Annotated in this window: 24 protein-coding genes and 1 tRNA gene; 1 reads left to right on the top strand and 24 read right to left on the bottom strand. The window is 65.8% G+C overall.

Annotated elements, in window-relative coordinates; translation table 11 throughout:
* The first annotated feature begins 3 nt into the window (after window positions 1-3).
* On the top strand, window positions 4-1,821 hold the full coding sequence (locus PY257_RS02020; RefSeq protein ID WP_275738249.1) for an ABC transporter transmembrane domain-containing protein: 1,818 nt from the start codon (window positions 4-6) through the stop codon (window positions 1,819-1,821).
* Window positions 1,822-1,858: 37 nt separating this feature from the next.
* On the opposite strand, the gene PY257_RS02015 is transcribed toward PY257_RS02020, so the two are convergent.
* From PY257_RS02015 to PY257_RS01900, 24 genes are all read right to left on the bottom strand, one after another.
* Complete coding sequence (locus PY257_RS02015) at window positions 1,859-2,308, bottom strand: DUF1178 family protein (protein WP_275738247.1); 450 nt, start codon at window positions 2,306-2,308, stop codon at window positions 1,859-1,861.
* Window positions 2,305-2,907 (bottom strand): NUDIX domain-containing protein, encoded by a 603-nt coding sequence (locus PY257_RS02010; protein ID WP_275738245.1) that lies wholly within the window; start codon window positions 2,905-2,907, stop codon window positions 2,305-2,307. The genes PY257_RS02015 and PY257_RS02010 overlap by 4 nt, the downstream gene beginning before the upstream one ends.
* A 119-nt stretch (window positions 2,908-3,026) precedes the next feature.
* A complete protein-coding gene (locus PY257_RS02005) occupies window positions 3,027-3,338 on the bottom strand; it encodes a DUF2818 family protein (protein ID WP_275738243.1) in 312 nt (103 codons plus the stop codon).
* A 20-nt stretch (window positions 3,339-3,358) separates the two neighbouring features.
* Complete coding sequence (nuoN, locus tag PY257_RS02000; RefSeq protein ID WP_275738241.1) at window positions 3,359-4,852, bottom strand: NADH-quinone oxidoreductase subunit NuoN; 1,494 nt, start codon at window positions 4,850-4,852, stop codon at window positions 3,359-3,361.
* Between the two features lie 15 nt (window positions 4,853-4,867).
* The gene (locus tag PY257_RS01995) at window positions 4,868-6,343 is read right to left on the bottom strand and encodes an NADH-quinone oxidoreductase subunit M (RefSeq protein WP_275738239.1); all 1,476 of its coding nucleotides are present in this window, start codon (window positions 6,341-6,343) and stop codon (window positions 4,868-4,870) included.
* Window positions 6,344-6,356: 13 nt separating this feature from the next.
* On the bottom strand, window positions 6,357-8,369 hold the full coding sequence (nuoL, locus tag PY257_RS01990; protein ID WP_275738237.1) for an NADH-quinone oxidoreductase subunit L: 2,013 nt from the start codon (window positions 8,367-8,369) through the stop codon (window positions 6,357-6,359).
* A gap of 14 nt (window positions 8,370-8,383) precedes the next feature.
* On the bottom strand, window positions 8,384-8,692 hold the full coding sequence (gene nuoK, locus PY257_RS01985; protein ID WP_275738235.1) for an NADH-quinone oxidoreductase subunit NuoK: 309 nt from the start codon (window positions 8,690-8,692) through the stop codon (window positions 8,384-8,386).
* Window positions 8,689-9,345: an NADH-quinone oxidoreductase subunit J gene (locus PY257_RS01980; protein ID WP_275738233.1), complete on the bottom strand. Its 657-nt coding sequence runs from the start codon at window positions 9,343-9,345 to the stop codon at window positions 8,689-8,691. The genes nuoK and PY257_RS01980 overlap by 4 nt, the downstream gene beginning before the upstream one ends.
* Before the next feature lie 24 nt (window positions 9,346-9,369).
* Window positions 9,370-9,882 (bottom strand): NADH-quinone oxidoreductase subunit NuoI, encoded by a 513-nt coding sequence (gene nuoI / locus PY257_RS01975; RefSeq protein WP_275738231.1) that lies wholly within the window; start codon window positions 9,880-9,882, stop codon window positions 9,370-9,372.
* Window positions 9,883-9,897: 15 nt separating this feature from the next.
* Window positions 9,898-10,974, bottom strand: coding sequence for an NADH-quinone oxidoreductase subunit NuoH (gene nuoH / locus PY257_RS01970; RefSeq protein WP_275738229.1), 1,077 nt, complete (start codon window positions 10,972-10,974; stop codon window positions 9,898-9,900).
* Complete coding sequence (gene nuoG / locus PY257_RS01965) at window positions 10,971-13,106, bottom strand: NADH-quinone oxidoreductase subunit NuoG (RefSeq protein ID WP_275738228.1); 2,136 nt, start codon at window positions 13,104-13,106, stop codon at window positions 10,971-10,973. The genes nuoH and nuoG overlap by 4 nt, the downstream gene beginning before the upstream one ends.
* A 15-nt stretch (window positions 13,107-13,121) precedes the next feature.
* Window positions 13,122-14,474 carry an NADH-quinone oxidoreductase subunit NuoF gene (gene nuoF, locus PY257_RS01960; protein WP_275738226.1) on the bottom strand — a complete coding sequence of 451 codons (1,353 nt, stop codon included), beginning with the start codon at window positions 14,472-14,474 and terminating at the stop codon, window positions 13,122-13,124.
* On the bottom strand, window positions 14,471-14,995 hold the full coding sequence (gene nuoE / locus PY257_RS01955; RefSeq protein ID WP_419095642.1) for an NADH-quinone oxidoreductase subunit NuoE: 525 nt from the start codon (window positions 14,993-14,995) through the stop codon (window positions 14,471-14,473). The genes nuoF and nuoE overlap by 4 nt, the downstream gene beginning before the upstream one ends.
* Entirely contained in the window at window positions 14,992-16,245 is a 1,254-nt protein-coding gene (locus PY257_RS01950; protein ID WP_275738223.1) for an NADH-quinone oxidoreductase subunit D, read from the bottom strand. The genes nuoE and PY257_RS01950 overlap by 4 nt, the downstream gene beginning before the upstream one ends.
* Complete coding sequence (locus PY257_RS01945; protein ID WP_275738221.1) at window positions 16,245-16,856, bottom strand: NADH-quinone oxidoreductase subunit C; 612 nt, start codon at window positions 16,854-16,856, stop codon at window positions 16,245-16,247. The genes PY257_RS01950 and PY257_RS01945 overlap by 1 nt, the downstream gene beginning before the upstream one ends.
* A 21-nt stretch (window positions 16,857-16,877) precedes the next feature.
* Window positions 16,878-17,360 carry a NuoB/complex I 20 kDa subunit family protein gene (locus tag PY257_RS01940; RefSeq protein ID WP_275738219.1) on the bottom strand — a complete coding sequence of 161 codons (483 nt, stop codon included), beginning with the start codon at window positions 17,358-17,360 and terminating at the stop codon, window positions 16,878-16,880.
* A gap of 31 nt (window positions 17,361-17,391) precedes the next feature.
* On the bottom strand, window positions 17,392-17,751 hold the full coding sequence (locus PY257_RS01935) for an NADH-quinone oxidoreductase subunit A (protein WP_275738218.1): 360 nt from the start codon (window positions 17,749-17,751) through the stop codon (window positions 17,392-17,394).
* A gap of 63 nt (window positions 17,752-17,814) precedes the next feature.
* Window positions 17,815-17,899: transfer RNA gene (locus tag PY257_RS01930), tRNA-Leu, on the bottom strand.
* A gap of 119 nt (window positions 17,900-18,018) precedes the next feature.
* The gene (gene secG, locus PY257_RS01925) at window positions 18,019-18,432 is read right to left on the bottom strand and encodes a preprotein translocase subunit SecG (protein WP_275738216.1); all 414 of its coding nucleotides are present in this window, start codon (window positions 18,430-18,432) and stop codon (window positions 18,019-18,021) included.
* 35 nt (window positions 18,433-18,467) lie between these two features.
* Window positions 18,468-19,223 (bottom strand): triose-phosphate isomerase, encoded by a 756-nt coding sequence (gene tpiA, locus PY257_RS01920; protein WP_275738214.1) that lies wholly within the window; start codon window positions 19,221-19,223, stop codon window positions 18,468-18,470.
* Entirely contained in the window at window positions 19,217-20,203 is a 987-nt protein-coding gene (locus PY257_RS01915) for an NAD(P)H-quinone oxidoreductase (RefSeq protein ID WP_275738212.1), read from the bottom strand. The genes tpiA and PY257_RS01915 overlap by 7 nt, the downstream gene beginning before the upstream one ends.
* Before the next feature lie 90 nt (window positions 20,204-20,293).
* The gene (gene pnp, locus PY257_RS01910; protein WP_275738210.1) at window positions 20,294-22,450 is read right to left on the bottom strand and encodes a polyribonucleotide nucleotidyltransferase; all 2,157 of its coding nucleotides are present in this window, start codon (window positions 22,448-22,450) and stop codon (window positions 20,294-20,296) included.
* Window positions 22,451-22,663: 213 nt separating this feature from the next.
* The gene (gene rpsO, locus PY257_RS01905) at window positions 22,664-22,930 is read right to left on the bottom strand and encodes a 30S ribosomal protein S15 (RefSeq protein WP_275738208.1); all 267 of its coding nucleotides are present in this window, start codon (window positions 22,928-22,930) and stop codon (window positions 22,664-22,666) included.
* A gap of 134 nt (window positions 22,931-23,064) precedes the next feature.
* On the bottom strand, window positions 23,065-24,234 hold the full coding sequence (locus tag PY257_RS01900) for a pyridoxal phosphate-dependent aminotransferase (protein WP_275738205.1): 1,170 nt from the start codon (window positions 24,232-24,234) through the stop codon (window positions 23,065-23,067).
* Window positions 24,235-24,286 lie beyond the last annotated feature (52 nt).

Here is a 24,286-nt window from a genome sequence, read left to right as displayed (position 1 = left end):
GCCATGCCACCCTCTTCTGCCTCGCGGCCCGCGGCTGCACGCGCGCATGCGCTGTCGGGCCTGCTGCCCTTTCTGCGTCCCTACCGCATCCAGATTCTTCTGGCCCTGGCGTTCCTGGTGCTGGCGGCGGTGGCTACGCTGGTGTTTCCGCTGGCGCTGCGGCAACTGATCGACGGCGGGCTGGTCGCGCCGTCCAACGACGCGGCGGGCGAACGCCTGCTGGCGCTGCGCGAGCATTTCCTGCTGCTGTTCGGCGTGGCCGCGGCGCTGGGCCTGTTCTCGGCGGCGCGCTTTTATACCGTGAGCTGGCTGGGCGAGCGCATCACGGCGGACCTGCGCACTGCCGTCTACACGCGCATGCTGCGCCAGAGCCCGGAATTCTTCGAGACCACGCAGACCGGCGAGGTGCTGTCACGCCTGACCACCGACACCACGCTGGTGCAGACCGTGGTGGGCTCGTCGCTCAGCATGGGGCTGCGCAACGCCGTGATGGGCATGGGCGCCGTCGGCATGCTGGTGTGGAGCAACCCGTTCCTGATGGCGCAGGTGCTGCTGGCGGTGGCGCTGGTGGTGCTGCCCGCCATGGTCTTCGGGCGCCGAGTGCGTCGGCTCTCGCGCGCCAGCCAGGACCGGGTGGCCGATTCCAGCGCCATCGCCGCCGAGGTGCTGGGCGCGATCCCCGTGGTGCAGAGCTATACCGCCGAGGTGCGCGAAGCCGCCCGCTTCGGCCAGGCCACGGACGCGGCGTTCGCCACCGCGGTGCGGCGCACCCGGGCGCGCTCGGTGCTGGTGGCGTTCGTCATCATCGCCACCTCGGCGCTGCTGCTGTGGGCGCTGTACCGCGGCACGCAGGCGGTGCTGGCGGGGCAGATATCCGCCGGCCACCTAGGGCAGACCGTGGTCTACGTGATCATCCTCGCCAGCGCCGTGGCGGTGCTGGGCGAGGTGTATGGCGACCTGCTGCGCGCCGCCGGCGCCACCGAACGGCTGATGGAGCTCCTGACCAGCCAGTCGGCGGTGGAATCAGCACAAAATCCGGTGCTGGCGCCCGTATCACCTGCGGGGAGCGCTATCGATTTCGAAGCAATCACCTTCCACTATCCTTCGCGCCCGCTGCAGGCGTCGCTGCAGGACTTCACGCTGCACGTGGCCCCCGGCGAAACGGTGGCGCTGGTGGGGCCCAGCGGCGCGGGCAAGAGCACGGTGCTGCAATTGCTGCTGCGCTTCTACGACCCTCAGGCCGGCAGCATCGCGGTGGATGGCGTGCCAGTAAGCGACATGGCGCTGCAGGATCTGCGCGGGCGCATCGGCCTGGTGCCGCAGGACGCCGTGGTGTTTTCCACCAGTGCGCGCGAGAACATCCGCTATGGCCGCCCCGAAGCCAGCGACGCCGAGGTGGAGGCCGCCGCGCGCGCCGCGTTCGCGCACGAGTTCATCGCCGCCCTGCCCCAGGGCTACGACACCTTCCTGGGCGAGCGCGGCGTGCGCCTGTCGGGTGGGCAGCGCCAGCGCATCGCCATCGCGCGGGCCATCCTGAAGAACCCGCCGCTGCTGCTGCTCGACGAGGCGACCAGCGCGCTTGACGCCGAGAGCGAGCGCGTGGTGCAGGCTGCGCTGGGCCATGCCATGCAGGGCCGCACGACGCTGGTCATCGCGCACCGACTGGCCACGGTGCAGCAGGCCGACCGCATCGTGGTGCTGGAGCACGGGCGCATCGTCGAGCAGGGCACGCACGAGACGCTGGTGCGCGCGGGGGGGCTGTATGCGCAGTTGGCGGCGCTGCAGTTCACGAGCGGCACGCACGCCACGGACACGCGCTGAAGCGTCCGCGCCGCCGGCGGCGCGGCGGCCTCTGCCGCTACTGCAAAGGCCCCTTGGCCGCCGCGGGCCACGGCAGCGGCATGACGTCGATGCCTTCTTCCACGAGTTCCACCGCCTGCGCGGCAGTCGCCCGCCCGCGGATGCCGCGCTCCGGCACCTCGCCGTAGTGGATGCGGCGGGCTTCCTCGGCAAAACGCTCGCCCACATCCTCGGCCTGCGCTGCGGCACGGCGCGCCGCCGCCAGCCATGCGGCCTGCAGCGCCGCGCGCATGTCGGCGGATGGCTGTGGCACATCGGAGGCGGTCGCAGCAGGCTCGGCGCCGCGCAGGTTCAGGCGCGGGGCCGATGGCAGCTTGGCAATGGCCGTGTCGCCGCACAACGGACATTCGACCAGGCCACGCGCGCACTGGGACTGGAAGTCTTCCTCGGACGCGAACCAGCCCTCGAAAGTATGCTGGTGCGCGCAGCGCAGGTTCAGCACCTTCACGGCGGCGCCTCCCGCCAGTCCAGCGCCCACTGCCCGGCCTGCACGTTCTGCAGCCAGAGCAGGCAGGCCAGGGTCTTCGAGTCGGTCACGCGGCCATCGCGCGCCCAGGCCAGCAACTCGGCAGTAGTGGTGGCGCAGATTGCGAGGAACTCACCAGAATCGAGATGTCGCTCGCCCGCGTGCAGGCCGCGCGCGAAATAGAGGTGGATGACCTCGGTGGAGTACGCGATCATCGGGTGCATGGCGCCTGCGCAGGCCCATTCGCGGGCGGTGTAGCCGGTTTCCTCGCGCAGCTCGCGCTGGCCGCAGGCCAGCGGGTCTTCGCCCGCATCGAGCTTGCCGGCGGGAAACTCCACCATCACCTGCCCGATGGGATGCCGGTACTGGCGCTCCAGCAGCACGCGCCCATCGTCCAAGAGCGGCACGACGACGACCGCGCCAGGATGCTCGATGAACTCGCGCGTGGCCGTGCCGCCGTCGGGCAGGCGCACCGTGTCGCGCAGGACGTGCAGGAAGCTGCCGGAGAAGACGCGCTCGCGCCGCAGCCGGCGCTCGATCAGCGCATCGTCGTCGCAGGGCAGGCCGTCGTCGCCGACCATGTCAATTCTCCATGGCGCAGTGCGCACCTTCGAGGGGCATCGCGGAACTGGCTCTGCCAGGCCGCTGATGCCGCCCCCTTGAGGGAGAGGCGCCGCAGGCGAGTCGGGGATGGCCCATCCTAAGCGCGGTGCTTGAGCAGGTAGCGGTACACGAAGCCCGGGAACGCCAGCGTGGCGAAGAGTGCTGCCGTGATGGCGTAGAACTCCCAGCCCTGTGGCGCGATGCGCCCCGCGCGCCCTTCCAGCAGCAGGCCCGCCGCGCCGACCAGGGCATAGAGCAGCACGAGTTCCGCCAGTCGCACCGCAATGCTCTTGCGCCCGCCGCGGGGCCAGGGCAGGACCGCCAGCAGGCGCTGGTTCACGAACGGCAGGTTGGCCGCGACGAGCGCAGCCACGATGACGAACCAGGCGGAGACGGTGGTGGTAGACACTGCCGCGCGCGGGCCGCCGCTCAGGTGCCCAGCGTATTGACAATGGCCTCGGCGCACAGGCCCATGAGGCCGCCCGGCAGCAGGCCCAGCAGCAGCACCAGCGCGCCGTTGAGCGACAGCACCACGCGCACCTCGGTCGAGGCCGACACGGTGGTGGCCGTGAGCGGCGCGTCGAAGTACATGACCTTGACCACGCGCAGATAGTAGAAGGCGCCGATCAGCGACATGATGACCGCGAACACCGCCAGCGCGATGTAGGAGCCCTGCCCCGACGAGATGAGCGCCTGCAGTACCGAAAGCTTGGCGTAGAAGCCCACCATCGGCGGGATGCCTGCCATGGAGAACAGGCACACGGCCATGACCGCGGCATACAGCGGGCTGCGCTGGTTGAGCCCGGCCAGGTCGGCGATCTCCTCGCTCTCGAAGCCCTCGCGCGCCAGCAGCAGGATGACGCCGAAGGCCGCCAGCGTGGTGAGCACGTAGGTGATGATGTAGAACATCGCCGAGCTGTAGGCGTTCTCGAGCGAGGATGCATCCACGTTGCCATGGACCACGCCCGACAGCAACCCCAGCAGCACGAAGCCCATCTGCGAGATCGTCGAGTAGGCCAGCATACGCTTGAGGTTGGTCTGCGCAATGCCCGCCAGATTGCCTATCAGCAGCGAAAGGATGGCCAGCACGGCCAGCATCTGCTGCCAGTCGATCGCCAGCGGCAGCAGACCGTCGACCAGCAGGCGCATGGCGATGGCGAAGGCTGCGAGCTTGGGCGCGCCGCCGACCAGCAGGGTGACGGAGGTCGGCGCGCCCTGGTAGACGTCGGGGACCCACATGTGGAACGGTGCCACGCCGAGCTTGAACGCCACGCCCGCGACGATGAAGACGAGGCCGAAGGTCAGCACCTGGTGGCGGATCTGGCCCGAGTTGATGGCCTGGAACACCTGGCCCAGATCCAGCGTGCCCGTGGCGCCGTAGAGCATGGACATGCCGTAGAGCAGAAAGCCGCTGGCCATGGCGCCGAGCACGAAGTACTTCATGGCCGCCTCGGTGGCCGTGGCGTTGTCGCGGCGCAGCGCCACCAGCGCATAACTGGAGAGCGTGAGCAGTTCGAGCCCCAGGTAGATCACGAGGAAGTTGTTGCCCGAGATCATCACGAAGATGCCCAGCAGCGCGAACATGGAAAGCGAGAACATCTCGCCGCCGCGCAGCATGCCGCGATCGGCGGCATAGGGGCGGCCATATACCAGCGTGGCCATCATTGCCAGCGTGGCGAAGCATTTGAGCCAGTTGCCCATGGGGTCGCTCACCAGCATGTTGCCGAAGCCGTAGAAGGTGTTGCCGCTGGCGGCATAGACCCCTTCCAGGACAGCCACGACCGCCAGCGTGAGCAGCGTGAGCACGTAAGTGGCGGTGCGCTGCACGCTGTGCACGCCCAGATCCACCAGCGTGATCACGCACGCCATGACGAGCAGCACGATCTCGGGGTACGCCACCAGCCAACTGATTTTGTCAATCATCTCGGTTCTCTCGATTCAGTTCAGCTTGGATGTGGCCACGTGCCGCAGCAGGTCCGCGACGGACGCGCCCATCACATCGGTGAACGGCTTGGGGTACAGGCCCATGAACAGCACGGCGACGGCCAGCAGCGTCATGATCAGGAACTCGCGCGCATTGATGTCCAGCAGTTCCTTCACATGGTCGTTGGCGACCGGGCCAAGGTACACGCGCTTGTACATCCACAGCGTATAGGCCGCGCCGAGGATCAGCGCCGTGGCCGAAGCCAGCCCGATCCAGAAATTGAAGCTGACCGCGCCCAGGATGACCATCCATTCGCCGACGAAGCCCGCCGTGCCCGGCAGGCCGCAGTTGGCCATGGCGAAGAACAGCGCGAAGGCCGCGAACTTGGGCATGGTGTTGACCACGCCGCCATAGTCGGCGATCTGGCGCGAGTGCATGCGGTCGTACAGCACCCCGATGGCCAGGAACATCGCGCCCGAGACGAAGCCGTGCGAAACCATCTGCACCAGCCCGCCGGCAACCCCCAGGTCGCTGAAAATGAAGAAGCCCAGCGTGACGAAAGCCATGTGCGCCACGGACGAGTAGGCGACGAGTTTCTTCATGTCCTTCTGCACCATGGCCACCAGGCCGACATAGATCACCGCAACCAGCGACAGCGCGATCATGAGCCAGGCCCAGTGGTGCGAGGCATCGGGCACGATGGGCAGCGAGAAGCGCAGGAAGCCGTAGGCGCCCAGCTTGAGCATGATGGCCGCCAGCACGGCGGAGCCGCCGGTGGGCGCCTCGACGTGCACGTCGGGCAGCCAGGTATGGACCGGCCACATCGGCACCTTGACCGCGAACGCCGCGAAGAAGGCGAAGAACAGCAGCGTCTGCGCCGTGCTGCCGATGGGAAGCTTCTGCCACGCGAGGATGTCGAAGCTGCCGTCAGACTGGACGTAGAGGTAGATCAGCGCCACCAGCATCAGCAGCGAGCCGAGCAGCGTGTAGAGAAAGAACTTGAACGCCGCATAGATCTTGTTCGGGCCGCCCCAGATGCCGATGATGAGATACATTGGGATCAGCGTGGCCTCGAAGAACACGTAGAACAGGAGGCCGTCGAGCGCGCAGAACACGCCGATCATGAGGCCCGAGAGGATCAGAAACGCACCCATGTACTGGTTGACGCGCTCGGTGATGACCTCCCATCCCGCGATCACGACGATGACGGTGATGAACGCGGTCAACGGCACGAACCAGAACGAGATGCCGTCGAGCCCCAGGTGGTAGCGGATGTTGAAGCGCTCGATCCAGGCGAAGTTCTCGACGAACTGCATCGCCGACGAACCGAGCTCGAACCCTTGGTACAGCGGAAGCGTGACCAGCAGCCCGGCCAGCGCGCCCACCAGGGCCAGCCAGCGCACGACACCCGCGTGTTCGTCGCGGCCCAGCGCCAGCAGCACGACGCCAAAGAAGATCGGCGTCCATATCGCAAGACTCAACAAACCCATTTTTTGTTTTTCCTCACTTGTTGAGCAGGATGAAGTACGTCATGAACGCGAAAACGCCGAGAATCATCACCAGCGCGTAGTGGTAGATGTAGCCCGACTGGAGCCAGCGCACCACGCCGGCGACCCAGCCCACGAGTCTCCACGAGCCGTTGACGACCGCACCATCGATGATGGCCTGGTCGCCGCCCTTCCAGAAGCCGTTGCCCAGCGCGCACGCGCCGCGGGCGATGACGTTCTCGTTGAACCAGTCGAGGTAGTACTTGTTCTCGAGCAGCGTGTACAGAGGCTGGAACATGCGCTTGATCGCCGCGGGCAGCGCGGGGTTGACCATGTACATGTAGTAGGCCAGCGCCACACCCGCGAGAGCGAGCCAGAACGGCGCTGTGGAGAAGGCGTGCAGCGCCATGGCCATGGGTCCATGGAAAGCCAAGGCAAGCTCCTCCATCGCTGCGTGCTTCTCCAGGTTGGTGAAGATCACGCCCCTGAAGAAGTCGCCGAACAGCAAGGGGCCGATCGCCATGAAGCCGATCACCACGGAAGGAATGGCCAGCAGCACCAGCGGCAGCGTCACCACCCAGGACGATTCGTGCGGCTTGGCGTCGTGGCCATGGTGGTGGTCGCCATGGTGCGCATCGGGGTTCTGGTCGTAGCGCTCCTTGCCGTGGAAGACCAGGAAGTACATGCGGAATGAATAGAACGCGGTGACGAATACGCCGGCCAGCACCGCGAACGATGCGAAGCCCGCTGCCGGCAGATGGCTTTCGTGCACGGCCTCGATGATGCTGTCCTTCGAGTAGAAGCCTGAAAAGAACGGCGTGCCGATCAGTGCCAGCGATCCCAGCAGCGAGGTGATCCAGGTAATGGGCATGTACTTGCGCACGCCGCCCATCCAGCGCATGTCCTGGTTGTGGTGCATGCCGATGATGACCGAACCCGCGCCGAGGAACAGCAGGGCCTTGAAGAAGGCATGCGTCATGAGGTGGAACACCGCCACCGGATAGGCCGAGGCGCCGAGCGCCACCGTCATGTAGCCGAGCTGCGACAGTGTGGAATAGGCGACCACGCGCTTGATGTCGTTCTGGATGATGCCGAGGAAGCCCATGAACAGCGCCGTGATGGAGCCGATCACGAGGATGAAGTTGAGCGCGGTGTCCGACAGTTCGAACAGCGGCGACATGCGCGCCACCATGAAGATGCCCGCCGTCACCATGGTGGCGGCGTGGATCAGCGCGGAGATCGGCGTCGGGCCTTCCATCGAATCGGGCAGCCAGACGTGCAGCGGGAACTGCGCGCTCTTGCCCATGGCGCCGACGAACAGGCAGATGCAGATCACGGTGACGAGCATCCAGTCGGTGCCCGGAAACGCCATGCCGCCCAGTTCGCCGGCCTTGGCGAAAGTCTCGGCATAGTTCAGCGTGCCCGCGTAGGCCGCGATCAGGCCAATGCCCAGAATGAAGCCGAAGTCGCCCACGCGGTTGACCAGGAACGCCTTCATGTTGGCAAAGATGGCTGTAGGCTTGTTGAACCAGAAGCCGATCAGCAGGTATGACACCAGGCCCACCGCCTCCCATCCAAAGAACAGTTGCAGCAGGTTGTTGCTCATGACGAGCATGAGCATGGAGAACGTGAACAGAGAGATGTAGGAGAAGAAGCGGTCGTAGCCCGGGTCCTCTTCCATGTAGCCAATGGTGTAGATGTGCACCATGAGCGATACGAAGGTCACCACGCACATCATCGTCGCCGTGAGACTGTCGATGAGGAAGCCGACTTCCATCTTCAGGCCGCCGACCACCATCCAGGTGTAGAGCGTCTCGTCGAAGCGCGCGCCGTCGAACACCACGCTCTTGAACGCGTGCGCCGAGATGAGGAAAGCGATCAGTACGCCCAGGATCGTCAGGGTATGGCTGGCCCGGCGCCCGATGCGGTTGCCGCCGAACGACGTGCCCAGGATGCCGACGATCAGGGACCCCGCGAGAGGAGCCAGGGGCACCGCGAGCAGTGCTGGAGCAGAAAGCGTTGCGCTCATTCTTGGTTCTCTTCTTAGCCTTTGAGCGTGTTGAGCTCGTCCACGTTGATGCTGGACTTGTTGCGGAACAGCAGCACCAGAATCGCCAGGCCGATGGCGGACTCGGCGGCCGCCACCGTCAGGATGAAGAACACGAACACCTGCCCGTGCATGTCGCCCAGATAGTGGGAGAAGGCCACGAAATTCATGTTGACCGCCAGCAGCATGAGTTCGATGGCCATGAGCAGGACGATGAGGTTCTTGCGGTTCAGGAAGATGCCAATGACCGACAGCGTGAACAGGATGGCGCCGAGCGTGAGGAAATGGCCGAGCGTGAGGGTCATGCCTTCTTCTCCTGTGCGGCAGCGGTAGCCGGAGCCTCGGGCGCCAGCGGTGCGGGGGTTGCGGCGAGTTTGACGACTTCGAGCCGGTCGCGCGCCTGCACCAGCACCTGCACCGAAGGATCGACGAACTTGGTGTCCTTGCGTCGGCGCAGCGTCAGCGCAATGGCAGCGATGATGGCCACGAGCAGCAGCACGGCAGCGATCTCCAGCGGGAACAGGTACTGCGTATAGAGCAGTTTGCCGAGTTCCTGGGTGTTCGACACGTTGGCAGCAGCCTGGCCCGCCGCAGCCGGAATGCGCGAAGGGTCGCGAAAGCCGCTCATGAGCACGTACGACATTTCCAGCACGATGACCACGCCCACGCAGGCGGCGAGCGGGAAGTGGGTCCAGAATCCGCGGCGCAGGCTGCTCATGTCGAGGTTCAGCATCATCACCACGAACAGGAACAGCACCATCACTGCGCCCAGGTACACCAGCACCAGCGTGATGGCGAGGAATTCGGCCTGCAGGATGAGCCAGATGGCGGCGGCTTGGGTAAAAGCCAGCATGAGGTACAGCACCGCATGCACGGGGTTGCGCGCCGTGATCACCCGGAATGCCGAGAACAGCAGCGCGAGCGAAAACAGGTAGAAAAAGCCGGTCTTGACGTCCATGGATGTTTTTCTGTTGGGGCCCGTCTAGCGGTACTTGGCGTCGGCAGCCTTGCTCGCGGCGATTTCTTTTTCGTAGCGGTCGCCGACAGCCAGCAGCATGTCCTTGGTGAAGTACAGGTCGCCGCGCTTTTCGCCGTGGTATTCGAGGATGTGGGTCTCGACGATGGAGTCGACCGGGCAGCTTTCTTCGCAGAAGCCGCAGAAGATGCACTTGGTCAGGTCGATGTCGTAGCGCGTGGTCCGGCGGCTGCCATCGGCGCGCACCTCGGATTCGATCGTGATGGCCACCGCGGGGCATACGGCCTCGCAGAGCTTGCAGGCGATGCAGCGCTCCTCGCCATTGTCATAGCGGCGCAGCGCGTGCAAGCCGCGGAAGCGCGGCGACAGCGGCGTCTTCTCCTCGGGGAACTGCACGGTCACCTTGCGGCGGAACGCATAGCGGCCGGTGAGCGCCATGCCCTTGAAGAGCTCCACCAGCATAAAGCTCTTGAGAAAGTCTTTGAGCGAGAAAGCAGGTGCTGCGGTAGCGGTTGTCATAGGGTCACCCGCCTTTTACTTCCAAATGTTCCAGGGAGTCTGCATCCACAGACCCACGACGAGCAGCCACACCAGGGTGACCGGTATGAAGATCTTCCACCCCAGGCGCATGATCTGGTCGTAGCGGAAGCGCGGAAACGTGCCGCGGATCCAGATGAACAGGGACACCACGAAGAACGTCTTGATGCCCAGCCAGATCCAGCCTGGGATGAAATCGAGCGCTCCGATGGGCGATAGCCAGCCGCCGAGGAACATCAGCGCCGCCAGGATGGACACCAGCCACATGCTGGCGTATTCGGCCAGGAAGAAGATGGCGAAGCCCATGCCCGAATACTCAACCATGTGGCCGGCCACGATCTCGGCCTCGCCCTCCACCACGTCGAACGGATGGCGGTTGGTTTCGGCCACGCCGGAGATCACGTAGACGACGAAGATCGGCAGCAGCGGCAGCCAGTTCCAGGACAGCAGGCCCAGGCCCTTGCCGGCAAAGAAGCCCTGGCCTTGCGCCGCCACCACGTCGCCCAGATTCAGGCTGCCGGTCACCATGATCACCACCACCAGGCAGAAGCCCATGGCGATTTCGTAGCTCACCATCTGCGCGGACGCGCGCAGCGCGCCGAGGAACGCGTATTTCGAGTTGGAAGCCCAGCCCGCGATGATGACGCCGTACACCTCGACCGAGGTGATGGCCATGATCAGCAGCAGGCCGGCGTTGATGTTGGCCAGCACCGCTTCGGGCCCGAACGGGATCGCCACCCATGCGGCCAGCGCTGGCATGATGGCCATGATGGGCCCCAGGCGGAACAGGCCCTTGCTGGCGGGCTCGGGGCTGATGATTTCCTTGGTCAACAGTTTCACCGCATCAGCGATGGGCTGCAGCAGGCCGAATGGACCCACGCGGTTGGGGCCATGCCGCACCTGGATCCAGCCGAGGAGCTTGCGCTCCCACAGCGTGAGGTAGGCCACGGCGATCATCAGGGGCAGCAGGACGCAGACGATCTTGATGAGGCTCCAGACCACGGGCCACACGATGGCAGACCACCAGTGGGCAGCAACCAGCCCAAGACCGCCGTTGTAAATCGCGTCGATCATGATGCGTGCACCTCGCTGAGCGTACCGGCGGCCAGGCGTGCGTCCGCCGTCAACTGCAGGGATGCCGCACGGCGCACGATGCCGTCGAGCTGGTAGATGGCTGCCGACACGGGCGCGGGAACCGGCTCGCCTCCCAGCGATGGCTCGGCGAACGTACCGTTGTTGAGTTGGCCATCCGCCACGAAGGCCTGGCCCACATCCGCGCCGCGCGCATGCTCCAGCACGGCCTGGGACGACTCGAAATCGAATCCCGGAAGCCCCAGCATGTTGGCCAGGACGCGCAGCACCTTCCATGCGGGCCGCGTCTCGCCCAGCGGTTTGACTACGGCGTGGAAGCTCTGCACCCGACCTTCGGCATTCACAAATGTGCCCGAGGTCTCGGTGAACGGCGCGATGGGCAGCAGCACATCGCTGATGTCGAGGTTGGCCTTGAACGGGCTCAGCGTAATGACCATTTCCGCATCCGCCAGCCTGTGGGTGCCTGCCGCGGCCGAATCGAACGCCGGTTCGGTGTTGAGCAGGATGGCCGCCTTCAACCCACCCGCGAGCATCTGCGCGGCGTTCAGCCCGCCCTGCACAGGCACGGCGCCCACGAGTTGGGCTCCCACGGTATTCGCGGCTTCTGTCAGGTAGCCGACGGTCGCGCCTGTCTGGCCGCCGATCCAGTGCGCCAGCGCCAGGATCCGCGATGCCTGTGCATGGTGCGCAGCGGCGTTGCCCAGCAGGATGGCCTTGCGTTCGCCCGCCAGCAGCGCGCGCGCCACGGCCAAGCTTTCCGCGTCGGCCTGCGCCTGCACGGGGGCCACGATGCTCTTTTCCTGCGCGACCGCTGCGGCAATGGCAGCCAGTACCTGCAGCCACTCGCCGGGCGCCGCAACGATGCGGTGGGCAACGGGCAATGCCCAGTCGTCGGCCACATGGTGGATGGTGCTGACCACACAACCTTTACGCGCCGCCTGGCGGATGCGCTGCGCGAACAGTGGATGGTCCTTGCGGAGGTTGGAGCCGACGACCAGCACGCTTTGCAGTTGTGAGAGCGACGCGATGGACGTGCCCAGCCAGCGCACGCCCTCGCGCGCCGGGAATTCTGCGTGGCGCAGGCGGTAGTCGATGTTGTCGCTGCCCAGGCCGCGCAGCAGGGTACCCGCCAGGTGCAGTTCCTCGACCGTGCTGTGGGGACTGACCAGCGCACCGATGGATGAGGCGCCATGGTGGCCAGCAATCTGCTTCAGGCCGTTGGCGACGTATTCGAGCGCCGTCTGCCAGTCCACCGACTTCCACTCGCCCCCCTGCTTGAGCATGGGCTGCGTCAAACGCTCGTCGCTGTTGAGCGCCTCATACGAGAAGCGGTCGCGGTCTGCGATCCAGCATTCGTTGACGGCCTCGTTCTCGAACGGAACGACGCGCATCACGCGGTTGTTCTTGACCTGCACGATGAGGTTGGCACCCGTGGAGTCGTGCGGGCTGACCGACTTGCGGCGCGACAGTTCCCAGGTACGGGCACTGTAGCGGAACGGCTTGCTGGTCAGCGCACCCACAGGGCAGATGTCGATCATGTTGCCTGACAACTCGGAATCGACCGTCTCTCCAGCGACCGTAGTGATCTCGGAGTGCTCGCCACGGTTGACCATGCCGAGTTCCATGATGCCGGCAACTTCCTGGCCGAACCGCACGCAGCGCGTGCAGTGGATGCAGCGGCTCATTTCTTCCATTGAAATCAGCGGCCCCACATCCTTGTGGAACACCACGCGCTTTTCTTCCGCGAAGCGCGAGGCTGAACCGCCGTAGCCCACGGCCAGGTCCTGCAACTGGCATTCGCCACCCTGGTCGCAGATGGGACAGTCCAGCGGGTGGTTGATCAGGAGGAACTCCATGACCGACTTCTGCGCCTTGATCGCCTTGTCGCTGCGGGTGCGCACGATCATGCCGTTGGTCACGGGTGTTGCGCAGGCCGGGACAGGCTTGGGCGCCTTCTCGACGTCAACCAGGCACATGCGGCAGTTGGCGGCAATGGAGAGCTTCTTGTGGTAGCAGAAATGCGGGATGTAGGTGCCGGCCTTGTCGGCCGCATGCATCACCATGCAGCCTTCGGCGACTTCCACTTTCTGGCCGTCAAGTTCAATTTCAACCATATGTTTTTCTCGCGGTCAGGGGTGGGAAGCCGCGTGGGAACTGCTGCGCTGGATCAGCGCTTCGAACTCGGGACGGAAGTGCTTGAGCATGGCACGCACCGGCATGGCCGCCGCATCGCCGAGCGCGCAGATCGTGCGGCCCTGGATGTTGTCCGCCACCGAATTGAGCAAGTCCAGATCCTCCGGGCGCCCTTCTCCGTGCCAGATGCGGTCGATCACGCGCCACATCCAACCCGTGCCTTCGCGGCAGGGCGTGCACTGGCCGCAGGATTCGTGCGAGTAGAAGTACGATAGGCGCAGCAGGCTCTCGACCATGTTGCGCGAATCGTCCATGACGATGACCGCGCCCGAGCCGAGCATGGAACCCGCCTTGGCGATGGAGTCGTAGTCCATCGTGCATTCCATGATGACCGATGCCGGCAGCACGGGCGCGGAAGAGCCGCCCGGGATCACGGCCTTGAGCTGGCATCCCTTGCGCACGCCGCCGGCCAGTTCCAGCAGTTTGGCGAACGGCGTGCCCAGCGGCACTTCGTAGTTGCCGGGCAGTTCCACGTCGCCGGACACGGAAAAGATCTTCGTGCCGCCGTTGTTGGGCTTGCCGATCTCCAGGTACGCCGAGCCGCCGTTGCGGATGATCCAGGGTACCGCCGCGAAGGTCTCGGTGTTGTTGATCGTGGTGGGCTTGCCGTACAGGCCGAAGCTCGCGGGGAACGGCGGCTTGAAGCGTGGCTGGCCCTTCTTGCCTTCAAGGGATTCGAGCAGCGCCGTTTCCTCGCCGCAGATGTAGGCGCCAAAGCCGTGGTGGGCATGCAACTGGAAGCTGAAGCCGCTGCCGAGGATGCGGTCGCCCAGGTAGCCTGCGGCACGCGCCTCGTCGAGCGCCTCCTCGAAGCGTTCGTAGGCCTGGAAGATCTCGCCGTGGATGTAGTTGTAGCCCACCGAAATGCCCATGGCGTACGCCGCGATGATCATCCCCTCGATGACGATGTGCGGGTTGTACATGAGGATGTCGCGGTCCTTGCAGGTACCGGGCTCGCCCTCGTCAGAGTTGCATACCAGGTGCTTCTGGCCGGGGAACTGGCGCGGCATGAAGCTCCACTTGAGCCCCGTGGGGAAGCCCGCGCCGCCGCGCCCGCGCAGGCCGGACTCCTTGACCGTGGCGATCACCTGGTCCTGCGTGAGCGGCTCTCCGCCGTCCGCGCCCAGGATCTTGCGCAGCGCCTGATAGCCGCCGCGCGCCTCGTAGTCCTTCAGGCGCCAGTTGGTGCCATCGAGTCCCGCATAGATCTGCGGGCCGAGGTGGCGGTCATGGAAGCAGGTCTGGACACCCGTGGCCTGGAACTGCGAAAGAACCTGCTGCGCGTTCATGCCTTGCCCTCCGCCGCCCTGAGCTCTTCGATCAACTGGTCGAGCTTCTCGTTGCTCATGAAACTGCACATGGTGCGGTCGTTGACGAGCATGACCGGCGAATCCGCGCACGCGCCCAGGCATTCGCTCTGCTGCAGCGTGAACAGGCCGTCCGCCGTCGTCTCGCCCATGGCCACGCCGAGCTTGTGCTCCAGATGCTCGAGCGCGCGGCGCCCGTCGCGCAACTGGCATGGCAGGTTGGTGCAGACGTTGAGCTTGTACTTGCCCACCGGCTGCTGGTTGTACATGTTGTAGAAGGTCGTGACCTCGCGCACGGCGATCTGCGGCATGCCGAGGTAGTCGGCAACGGCGCGCTCGCTGGCGTCGCTCACATGGCCCTGTTCCTGCTGGACGATGGACAGGCAGGCCATGACTGCCGACTGCTTCTGGTCCGCCGGGTACTTGGCCACCTCGCGCGCAAAACGTTCGAGGGTCGCGGGCGACAGCACCGCCGCCTGCATGCTGGATTCGCTAGAGATCATCGGTCAATCTCTCCAAACACAATGTCCATCGTGCCGATCACGGCCACGGCGTCGGCAATCATGTGGCCGCGCGCCATCTCGTCGAGCGCCGCGAGGTGCGCGAAGCCCGGCGCCCGGATCTTCAGCCGGTAGGGCTTGTTCGCGCCGTCGCTCACCAGGTAGATGCCGAATTCGCCCTTGGGATGCTCCACTGCCGCGTAGGCTTCGCCCTCGGGAACGTGGAAGCCCTCGGTGAAGAGCTTGAAGTGGTGGATCAGCTCTTCCATGTTCGCCTTCATCGACTCGCGCGAGGGCGGCGCCACCTTGTGGTTGTCGGTGATGACCGGCCCCGGGTTCGCGCGCAGCCAGTCCACGCACTGCTTGATGATGCGGTTGGACTGCACGAGTTCTTCCATGCGCACCAGATAGCGGTCGTAGCAGTCGCCCGTCTTGCCCACGGGAATGTCGAAGTCGAGACGGTCGTACACGTCGTAGGGCTGCTTCTTGCGCAGGTCCCAGGCGATGCCGGAGCCGCGCAGCATGGGGCCCGTGAACCCCAGGTTGAGCGCGCGCTCGGGCGGCACGATGCCGATGTTGACCGTGCGCTGCTTCCAGATGCGGTTGTCGGTCAGCAGCGTGTGGTACTCATGCACGTAGGTGTCGAAGCGGCGCGTGAAATCCCCGATGAAGTCGAGCAGGGAGCCTTGCCGGTTCTCGTTCATGCGCGCCATCGCGCGGGCGTTCCTGATCTTGCTGACCGTGTACTGCGGCATGGTGTCGGGCAGATCGCGGTACACACCACCCGGGCGGAAATAGGCCGCGTGCATGCGCGCACCGGACACCGCCTCGTACATGTCGAACAGGTCTTCGCGCTCGCGGAACGCATAGATCAGAATGGTGGAGCTGCCGCAGTCGTTGCCGTGCGATCCCAGCCACATCAGGTGGTTGAGCAGACGCGTGATCTCCGCGAACATGACGCGGATGTACTGTGCGCGGATGGGCACCTCGATGCCCAGCAGCTTCTCGATGGCCAGGCAGTAGGCATGCTCGTTGCACATCATCGACACGTAGTCGAGGCGGTCCATATAGGGCAGCGACTGGATGAACGTCTTGCTCTCTGCCAGCTTCTCGGTTGCGCGGTGCAACAGGCCGATGTGCGGGTCGGCGCGCTGCACAACCTCGCCGTCGAGCTCCAGCACCAGCCGCAGAACGCCGTGGGCTGCCGGGTGCTGCGGCCCGAAGTTCAGGGTGTAGTTCTTGATTTCAGCCATCAGTGCAAACCGCCATAGTTGTCTTCGCGGATGATGCGCGGCGTGACATCGCGCGGCTCGATCGACACGGGCTGGTACACGACGCGGCGCAGTTCCTCGTCGTAGCGCATCTCGACATGGCCTGACAGCGGGAAGTCCTTGCGGAAAGGATGGCCGATAAAGCCGTAGTCGGTCAGGATGCGGCGCAGGTCGGCATGGCCGTCGAACACGATGCCATAGAGATCGAATGCCTCGCGCTCGTACCAGCCGGCCGAATTCCACAGATCCGACACCGAGGCGACCACCGGGAAATCGTCGTCGTCGCAGAAAACCTTGACACGCAGGCGCTGGTTCAGCGACACCGACAGCAACTGCGACACCACGCAATAGCGCGAGCCCACCCACACCGTATCGCGGTAGGCGGAATAGTCCATGCCGCACAGGTCGATCAACTGCTCGAAGCGGCAGGCGGGCGCGTCGCGCAGCGTCCGCATGGCATCCACGTAGTTGGCAGACGAAACCGTCAGCGTCACTTCGCCGAGCACTACGCCGATGGAGGCGACCTTGTCGCCCAGGGCTGCGGCGACGGCGTCGCGCAGGGCTTCTGGATGGATGGCGGCAGCAACAGTCATGGAATCCTTGAGCCTCTCGCCTCAGACACGCGCAATGGTGTTGGTGCGACGCACCTTCTGCTGCAACTGGATGATGCCGTAGATCAGCGCCTCCGCCGTCGGCGGGCAGCCGGGCACGTACACGTCTACGGGCACGATGCGGTCGCAGCCACGTACCACGGAATAGCTGTAGTGGTAGTAGCCGCCACCGTTCGCGCAGGAACCCATCGACAGCACCCAGCGCGGCTCGGCCATCTGGTCGTACACCTTGCGCAGCGCGGGCGCCATCTTGTTGCACAGCGTGCCGGCCACGATCATCAGGTCGGACTGGCGCGGACTGGCGCGAAACACCTCGGCGCCGAAGCGGCCGATGTCGTAGCGGGCGGCAGCGGCGTGCATCATCTCCACCGCGCAGCAGGCCAACCCGAACGTCATGGGCCACAACGACCCCGTCTTGGCCCAGTTCACCACCGCGTCATACGACGTGGTGACGAAGCCTTCCTTGAGAACGCCTTCGATAGCCATGGCTCAAATCCTTTTCACCGGACGCGGGGAATCACTCCCAATCCAGCGCACCCTTCTTCCATTCGTAGGCGAATCCCACGACCAGAATTCCGAGAAAGACGACAACCGCCCAGAAAGCCGCGGCCCCCACTTCCTTCAGGGCCACGGCCCAGGGAAACAGGAAGGCGATTTCCAGGTCGAACAAGATGAAGAGGATGGCGACGAGGTAGTAGCGCACGTCGAACTGCATGCGCGCATCCTCGAACGCCTCGAAACCGCATTCGTAAGGGGAATTCTTGGCCGCGTCGGGCCGGTTGGGACCGAGGAGATAGCCCAGCGCCTGCGGCAGCACTCCGACCGCCAACCCCACCAAAATGAACAGGAGAACGGGGAGGTACTGATCGAGGTTCATCGTGCGTTCTACTCACCGGATAGCCCCGCTCCACCTTCACCAAGGTCGGAATGGACTCGTATTTGGTGCCGTCGGCGAGACTCGAACTCGCACAGCTTTCGCCACTACCCCCTCAAGATAGCGTGTCTACCAATTTCACCACGACGGCGGCGTGTAACTTTGCCCGGATGGCATGAGGAACCCAGAGGGCTTTGGCTTTCCAGACAAAAGGGAATTCTACCTTCGATTGCATCCCTCTCCATAAATCAAGAGGGGTTTTCGAGCGGTTTATTTGGTCGGAATTTGTGCCGCACCCGGAGCTGGCGCAGATGGTGTAGGCGCGGCATCGTTGGCAGGCGCGGCTGCGCCTCCAGGGATCTGCGCGGTGCCGCTCGCACCGGCAGGAATGGGGGTCGGCACCGGCACGCTCGTGCGCTCCAGCACGCTGCCCGTGCTCGACGGGCGCACGTTGCCGAAGTACGCCAGCGCCAGCGTGCAGGCGAAGAACACCGCGGCCAGCACGGCCGTGGACCGCGACAGGAAGTTGGCGCTACCGCTGGCGCCGAACAGGCTGCCCGAGCTGCCGCTGCCGAAGGCCGCACCCATGTCGGCGCCCTTGCCATGCTGAATCAGCACGAGGCCGATCATGGCCAGCGCGGAAAGTATCTGCACGGCCAGCAGGATATTCACGATCACATTCATTGCTTCAACTCCTCAAACACGAACACTGCGGCGCCTCAGGCGGCGGCAGCGATGATCCGCAAAAAATCGGGCGCCTTCAGCGATGCGCCACCGATCAGACCCCCGTCGATGTCGGGCTGCGCCAGCAGTTCAGCCGCGTTGGCGGCGTTCATGCTGCCGCCGTACACGATGCGCACGCCCGCCGGCTGCGCGCTGGCGGCCTGCAGTTGCGCCCGCAGCACGGCATGCACCTCCTGTGCCTGCGCGGGCGTGGCGGTCTGGCCGGTGCCGATGGCCCAGACGGGCTCGTAGGCCACCACGATCTCGCTCACGCAGTGCCCCACGACATGGACCACCGCCGCAAGCTGGCGCCGCACGACTGCGGCGGTCTGGCCCGCATCACGCTCGGCCAGCGTTTCGCCCACGCACACCACGGGCGTGATGCCCGCGGCCAGCGCGCGCTGCGCCTTGGCCGCCACGGCAGCATCGGTTTCGCCGTGGTACTGGCGCCGCTCGGAATGCCCCACGAGGCAGTAGCGCACGCCGAAGTCCTGCAGCATTGCCGCGCCGACCTCGCCGGTGAATGCGCCCGCCGCATGCTGCGACACGTCCTGCGCCGCCAGCGCGACAGGCGAGCCCGCCAGCAGCGCCTGCGCCTGCGCCAGATACGGCGCGGGCACCGCCACGGCAACGTCACAGCCAGGCAGGCCCGCGCCGGCCAGCACGGCGCGCAGCAGCGCGTCGTTGGCCGCCAGGCTGCCGTTCATCTTCCAGTTGCCGGCGATGAGTTTCTTCTTGCGCATGCTCACCATGTCAGAACGATCTTGCCCACGTGCGCCCCCGATTCCATCAGCGCATGCGCCGCCGCAGCCTGCGCCGCCGGGAAGGTGCTGTGGATGATCGGGCGAACCGTGCGCCGCGCCAGCAGCGGCCACACCTGCTCACGCAGGCCGCGCGCGATCGCGCTCTTGAACGCCACCGGACGCGGGCGCAGGGTCGAGCCCGTGATCGTCAGGCGCCGGCGCAGCACCAGCCCCGCATGGAACTGGCTGCGCGTGCCGCCCTGCACCGCGATGATGACGATGCGGCCATCCTCGGCCAGGCATTCGACCTCGCGCGCCACATAGTCGCCCGCCACCATGTCGAGCACCACGTCCACGCCCCGGCCATCGGTGATGCGCTTGGCCTCGACGGCAAAGTCGTGGGTCTTGTAGTTGATGGCATGGTCCGCCCCCAGGGACAGACAGGCGGCGCATTTGTCGTCGCTGCCCGCGGTGGCGATGACCGTCGCGCCCAGGGCCTTGGCGAGCTGGATGGCCGTCACGCCGATGCCGCTGGTGCCGCCCTGCACGAGCAGCGTTTCGCCGGCCTGCAGCGCGCCGCGCTCGAACACGTTGCTCCAGACGGTGAAGAAGGTCTCGGGCAGCGATGCGGCCTCGACGTCGGACCAGCCCGCAGGCACGGGCAGGCACTGGCCGACGGGCGCCACGCAGTGGTCCGCATAGCCACCGCCCGCCAACAGCGCGCACACATGGTCGCCCGTCTTCAGGCCCGCTGCCGCCATGGCCACAGCGTCGCCCGCGACGATCTCGCCGGCCACCTCCAGCCCCGGAATGTCCGAGGCGCCGGGCGGCACGGGGTAGTTGCCCGTGCGCTGCAACACGTCGGGCCGGTTCACGCCACTGGCCGCGACGCGGATCAGCACCTCGCCCGCACCGGGCACGGGCGCGGGCCGCTCGACCAGGCGCAGCACCTCGGGCCCGCCATAGACTGCGATCTCAACAGCTTTCATAGTGTTTCAGGGCTCCAGCGCTTGATCTGCCTGCGCTGCATGCTTTCATTTTCATAGCAGCCGCCGGGCGCGAAGCCCGGCAGCGCGCCCTTATTGCAGCTCGGCCGCCACGTCTTGGCCACCGGCGGCGCGCGGAGCGCGCTCGGGCTGCGCCGGGCGGTCCAGCAGCGCCTTCATCGACAGCTTCACGCGGCCCTTCTCGTCGGTTTCCAGCACCTTGACGCGCACCACCTGGCCTTCGGTCAGGTAGTCGGACACCTTCTCCACGCGCTCGTGCGCGATCTGGCTGATGTGCAGCAGGCCGTCCTTGCCGGGCAGCAGGTTGATCAGCGCGCCGAAGTCCAGGATCTTGGTCACAGGGCCTTCGTAGATCTTGCCGATTTCGACTTCGGCGGTGATCTGCTCGATGCGGCGCCTGGCTTCATCGGCGCGGGCAGCGTCGGTGGCGGCAATGGTGATGGTGCCGTCTTCCTCGATGTTGATCTGGCAGCCGGTTTCTTCGGTCAGCGCACGGATCACGGCGCCGCCCTTGCCGATCACGTCACGGATCTTCTCGGGGTTGATCTTCATGGTGTAGAGCTTGGGCGCGAAGTTGCTCACTTCGGTCTTGGCTTCGCCCATGGCTTCCTGCATCTTGCCCAGGATATGGATGCGCGCTTCCTTGGCCTGGGCCAATGCCACCTGCATGATTTCCTTGGTGATGCCCTGGATCTTGATGTCCATCTGCAGCGCCGTGATGCCGGCGGTGGTGCCCGCCACCTTGAAGTCCATGTCGCCCAGGTGATCTTCATCGCCCAGGATGTCGGTCAACACGGCAAAACGGTTGTCTTCCTTGATCAGGCCCATGGCAATGCCGGCCACATGCGCCTTCATGGGCACGCCGGCGTCCATCAGCGACAGGCAGCCGCCGCACACCGATGCCATCGACGAAGAGCCATTGGATTCGGTGATTTCCGACACCACGCGCATGGTGTAGGGGAATTCTTCCTTGCTTGGCAACACAGCCACCAGCGCGCGCTTGGCCAGGCGGCCGTGGCCGATCTCGCGGCGCTTGGTGCTGCCCATGCGGCCCACTTCGCCGGTGGCGAAGGGAGGCATGTTGTAGTGCATCATGAAGCGGTCTTCATATTCGCCAGCCAGCGCGTCGATGCGCTGTGCGTCGCGCTCGGTGCCCAGCGTGGTGACCACCAGCGCCTGGGTTTCGCCGCGCGTGAACAGCGCCGAGCCGTGGGTGCGCGGCAGCACGGAGCTGCGGATCTCGATCGGGCGCACGGTGCGCGTGTCGCGGCCGTCGATGCGCGGCTCACCGGCCAGGATCTGGCTGCGCACGATGCGCGCCTCGATGTCGAACAGCATGCCTTCGACCTTGACGCTGTCGAACACGACACCGTCTTCCTTCAGGTCGGCCATGACCACGGCATAGGCCTCGCGGCAGGCGTGCGTGCGGGCCTGCTTGTTGCGGATCTGGTAGGCCGCGCGCAGCTTGGCCTCGGCCAGAGCGGTCACCTTGGCGATGAGCGGCTCATCCTTGGCGGGCGCCTTCCAGTCCCACACCGGCTTGCCGGCCTCGCGCACCAGCTCGTGAATGGCGTTGATGGCCACATTGCCCTGCTGGTGGCCAAACACCACGGCACCCAGCATGATTTCTTCGGACAGTTGCTGCGCTTCGGATTCGACCATCAGCACAGCGGCCTCGGTGCCCGCGACGACCAGGTCGAGCTGCGAGTCCTTGCGCGCGGTCTGGCCCGGGTTCAGCACGTATTCACCGTTGATGTAGCCCACGCGCGCGGCGCCGATCGGGCCGGCGAACGGGATGCCCGAGATGGCCAGCGCGGCGCTGGAGGCAATCAGGGCGGCGATGTCGGCATCGACCTCGGGGTTGATCGACACGGTGTGGATGACCACGTGCACTTCGTTGAAGAAGCCCTCGGGGAACAGCGGGCGGATCGGGCGGTCGATCAGGCGGCTGGTCAGGGTCTCGAACTCGCTGGGCTTGGCTTCGCGCTTGAAGAAGCTGCCGGGGATCTTGCCGGCGGCGTAGGTCTTCTCGATGTAGTCCACCGTCAGCGGGAAAAAGTCTTGCCCCGCCTTGGCCACCTTGGATGCCACCACGGTGGCCAGCACCACGGTGTCGTCGATGTTGACCAAAACGGCGCCGGAAGCCTGGCGGGCGATTTCGCCGGTTTCCATGACGACGGTCTTGTCGCCCCATTGGAAGGACTTGGTGACTTTGTTGAAAATGCTCATTATTGCTCCTGGATTAATAGCTGCATGCGCAATATCTGCGCGGCTTGGAGCGCAATTCAGAACACGATGCCATTCCAGCGGACCTCTGGGCGGGGGAGATCCCCTGGAATGACACAGCTTCGCTCTTCACTGCTGCTCCACGGTAGGTCGCGAAGTAAAAAACGCCTGAGCTAGCGGACCAACCCAGGCGTTCTCAGGCTCGCGGCCGCTGGTTTACTTGCGCAGGCCCAGCTTGGCGATCAGCGCGGTGTAGCGCTCCGCGTCCTTGGACTTGAGGTAGTCCAGCAGCTTGCGGCGACGGCTCACCATGCGCAGCAAGCCGCGGCGGCCATGGTGGTCCTTGGCGTGCGTCTTGAAGTGGGGGGTGAGCTCGTTGATGCGGGCCGTCAGCAGGGCGACCTGCACTTCGGGGCTGCCGGTGTCGCTGGCGCTGCGCGCGTTGGCCTTGACGACTTCGGCCTTGATGGAAGAGGCGATCATTGGGGGTTCCTGAGGTTGCCGGCCTGCCCTGGCCGCCTCCGCAACGAGAGGGGCCGGCGGGGCCGTGTTTCACACTTGCGCCAGTGGCTGGAATCGCGGCTGGCGTGCGCTCTGCGGAATGCAGAACCGCCGAATTATACCCCGAGCCAGCCGCGCAGCCGGGCCACGCCCTCGCCCAGGCGGCTGGTGTCGCGCGACGCGAAGCACCAGCGCAGCCACCCCCCGGCCTCTGGCGCAAAGGCGCTGCCGGGAGCCAGCCCCAGGCCGGCCTCCACCACCAGGCGCTTGGCCGTCGCCAGGCAGTCCGCATGGCCTTCGAGCTGGAAGAACGCGTACATGCCGCCGTGCGCCGCCGACACCCGCACGCCCGGCACCGCCTGCAGCAGCGGCACCAGCGTGTCGCGGCAGGTCTTCAGGTGCGCCACCAGGCGCGGCGTGATCTCGTCCGCGTGCTCCAGCGCCGCCAGGCCCGCGCGCTGGGTGAAGACGCTGGTGCACGAGGTGTTGAACTCGATGAGCTTGCCCATGTCGTGCGTGATGCTTGCGGGCATCACCATCCAGCCCAGGCGCCAGCCGGTCATGAGGAAGCTCTTGGAGAAGCTGTGCGCCACGACGAGCCGGTCCTCGGGCTCGGCCACGTCGAGGAAGCTGGGGGCACAGCCCCGGGCCGTGGGCAGGTAGTACAAGCGCTCATACACCTCGTCGGCCAGAATCCAGGTGCCGGTGCGGCGGCAGTGCGCGAGGATGGTGCGCTGCTCGTCGGCGGTGAGCGTCCAGCCCGTGGGGTTGTTGGGCGCGTTCACGACCAGAAGCCGGGTGGCCGGCGTCACCGCGTCGAGCAGGCGCTGCATGTCCAGCGCCCAGGCGCCGCGCTCGGGCCCGCTGGCCACGGGCTGCAGCGGCACCTCGCGCACGCGCCCGCCCATGATGCGCGGCTGCGCCACCAGATTGGGCCACACGGGCGTGACGACCACCACCTCGTCGGCGGGCTCGACCAATGCCTCCACCGCCAGCATCAGCGCGCTCACGCCACCCGAAGTGATGGCGATGCGGTCCGCCGCCACCGGGCCATGCAGTGCGCTCGCGTATTCGGCCACCGCCTGGCGCAGCTCCGGCAGGCCGAGGTTGTGGGTGTAGAAGGTCTCGCCGCGCTGCAGCGACGCGATGGCCGCCTCGCGCACCACGTCGGGCGTGCCCTCGTCGCTTTCGCCGAACCAGAACGGCAGCACGTCGCTGCGGCCGATGCCGGCGTTGGCGACTTCACGGATACGGGATTCTTCGAGGTTATGGACGGCACTACGCATGGCGATACACGGCAAGGAAGGTGGAAAAAGCCCTGGATGGTACGCCGACGGG

It is taken from the genome of Curvibacter soli, from assembly GCF_029211125.1.
Classification (GTDB): domain Bacteria; phylum Pseudomonadota; class Gammaproteobacteria; order Burkholderiales; family Burkholderiaceae_C; genus Curvibacter_A; species Curvibacter_A soli.
This window is presented reverse-complemented; position numbering and strand designations above follow the sequence as displayed.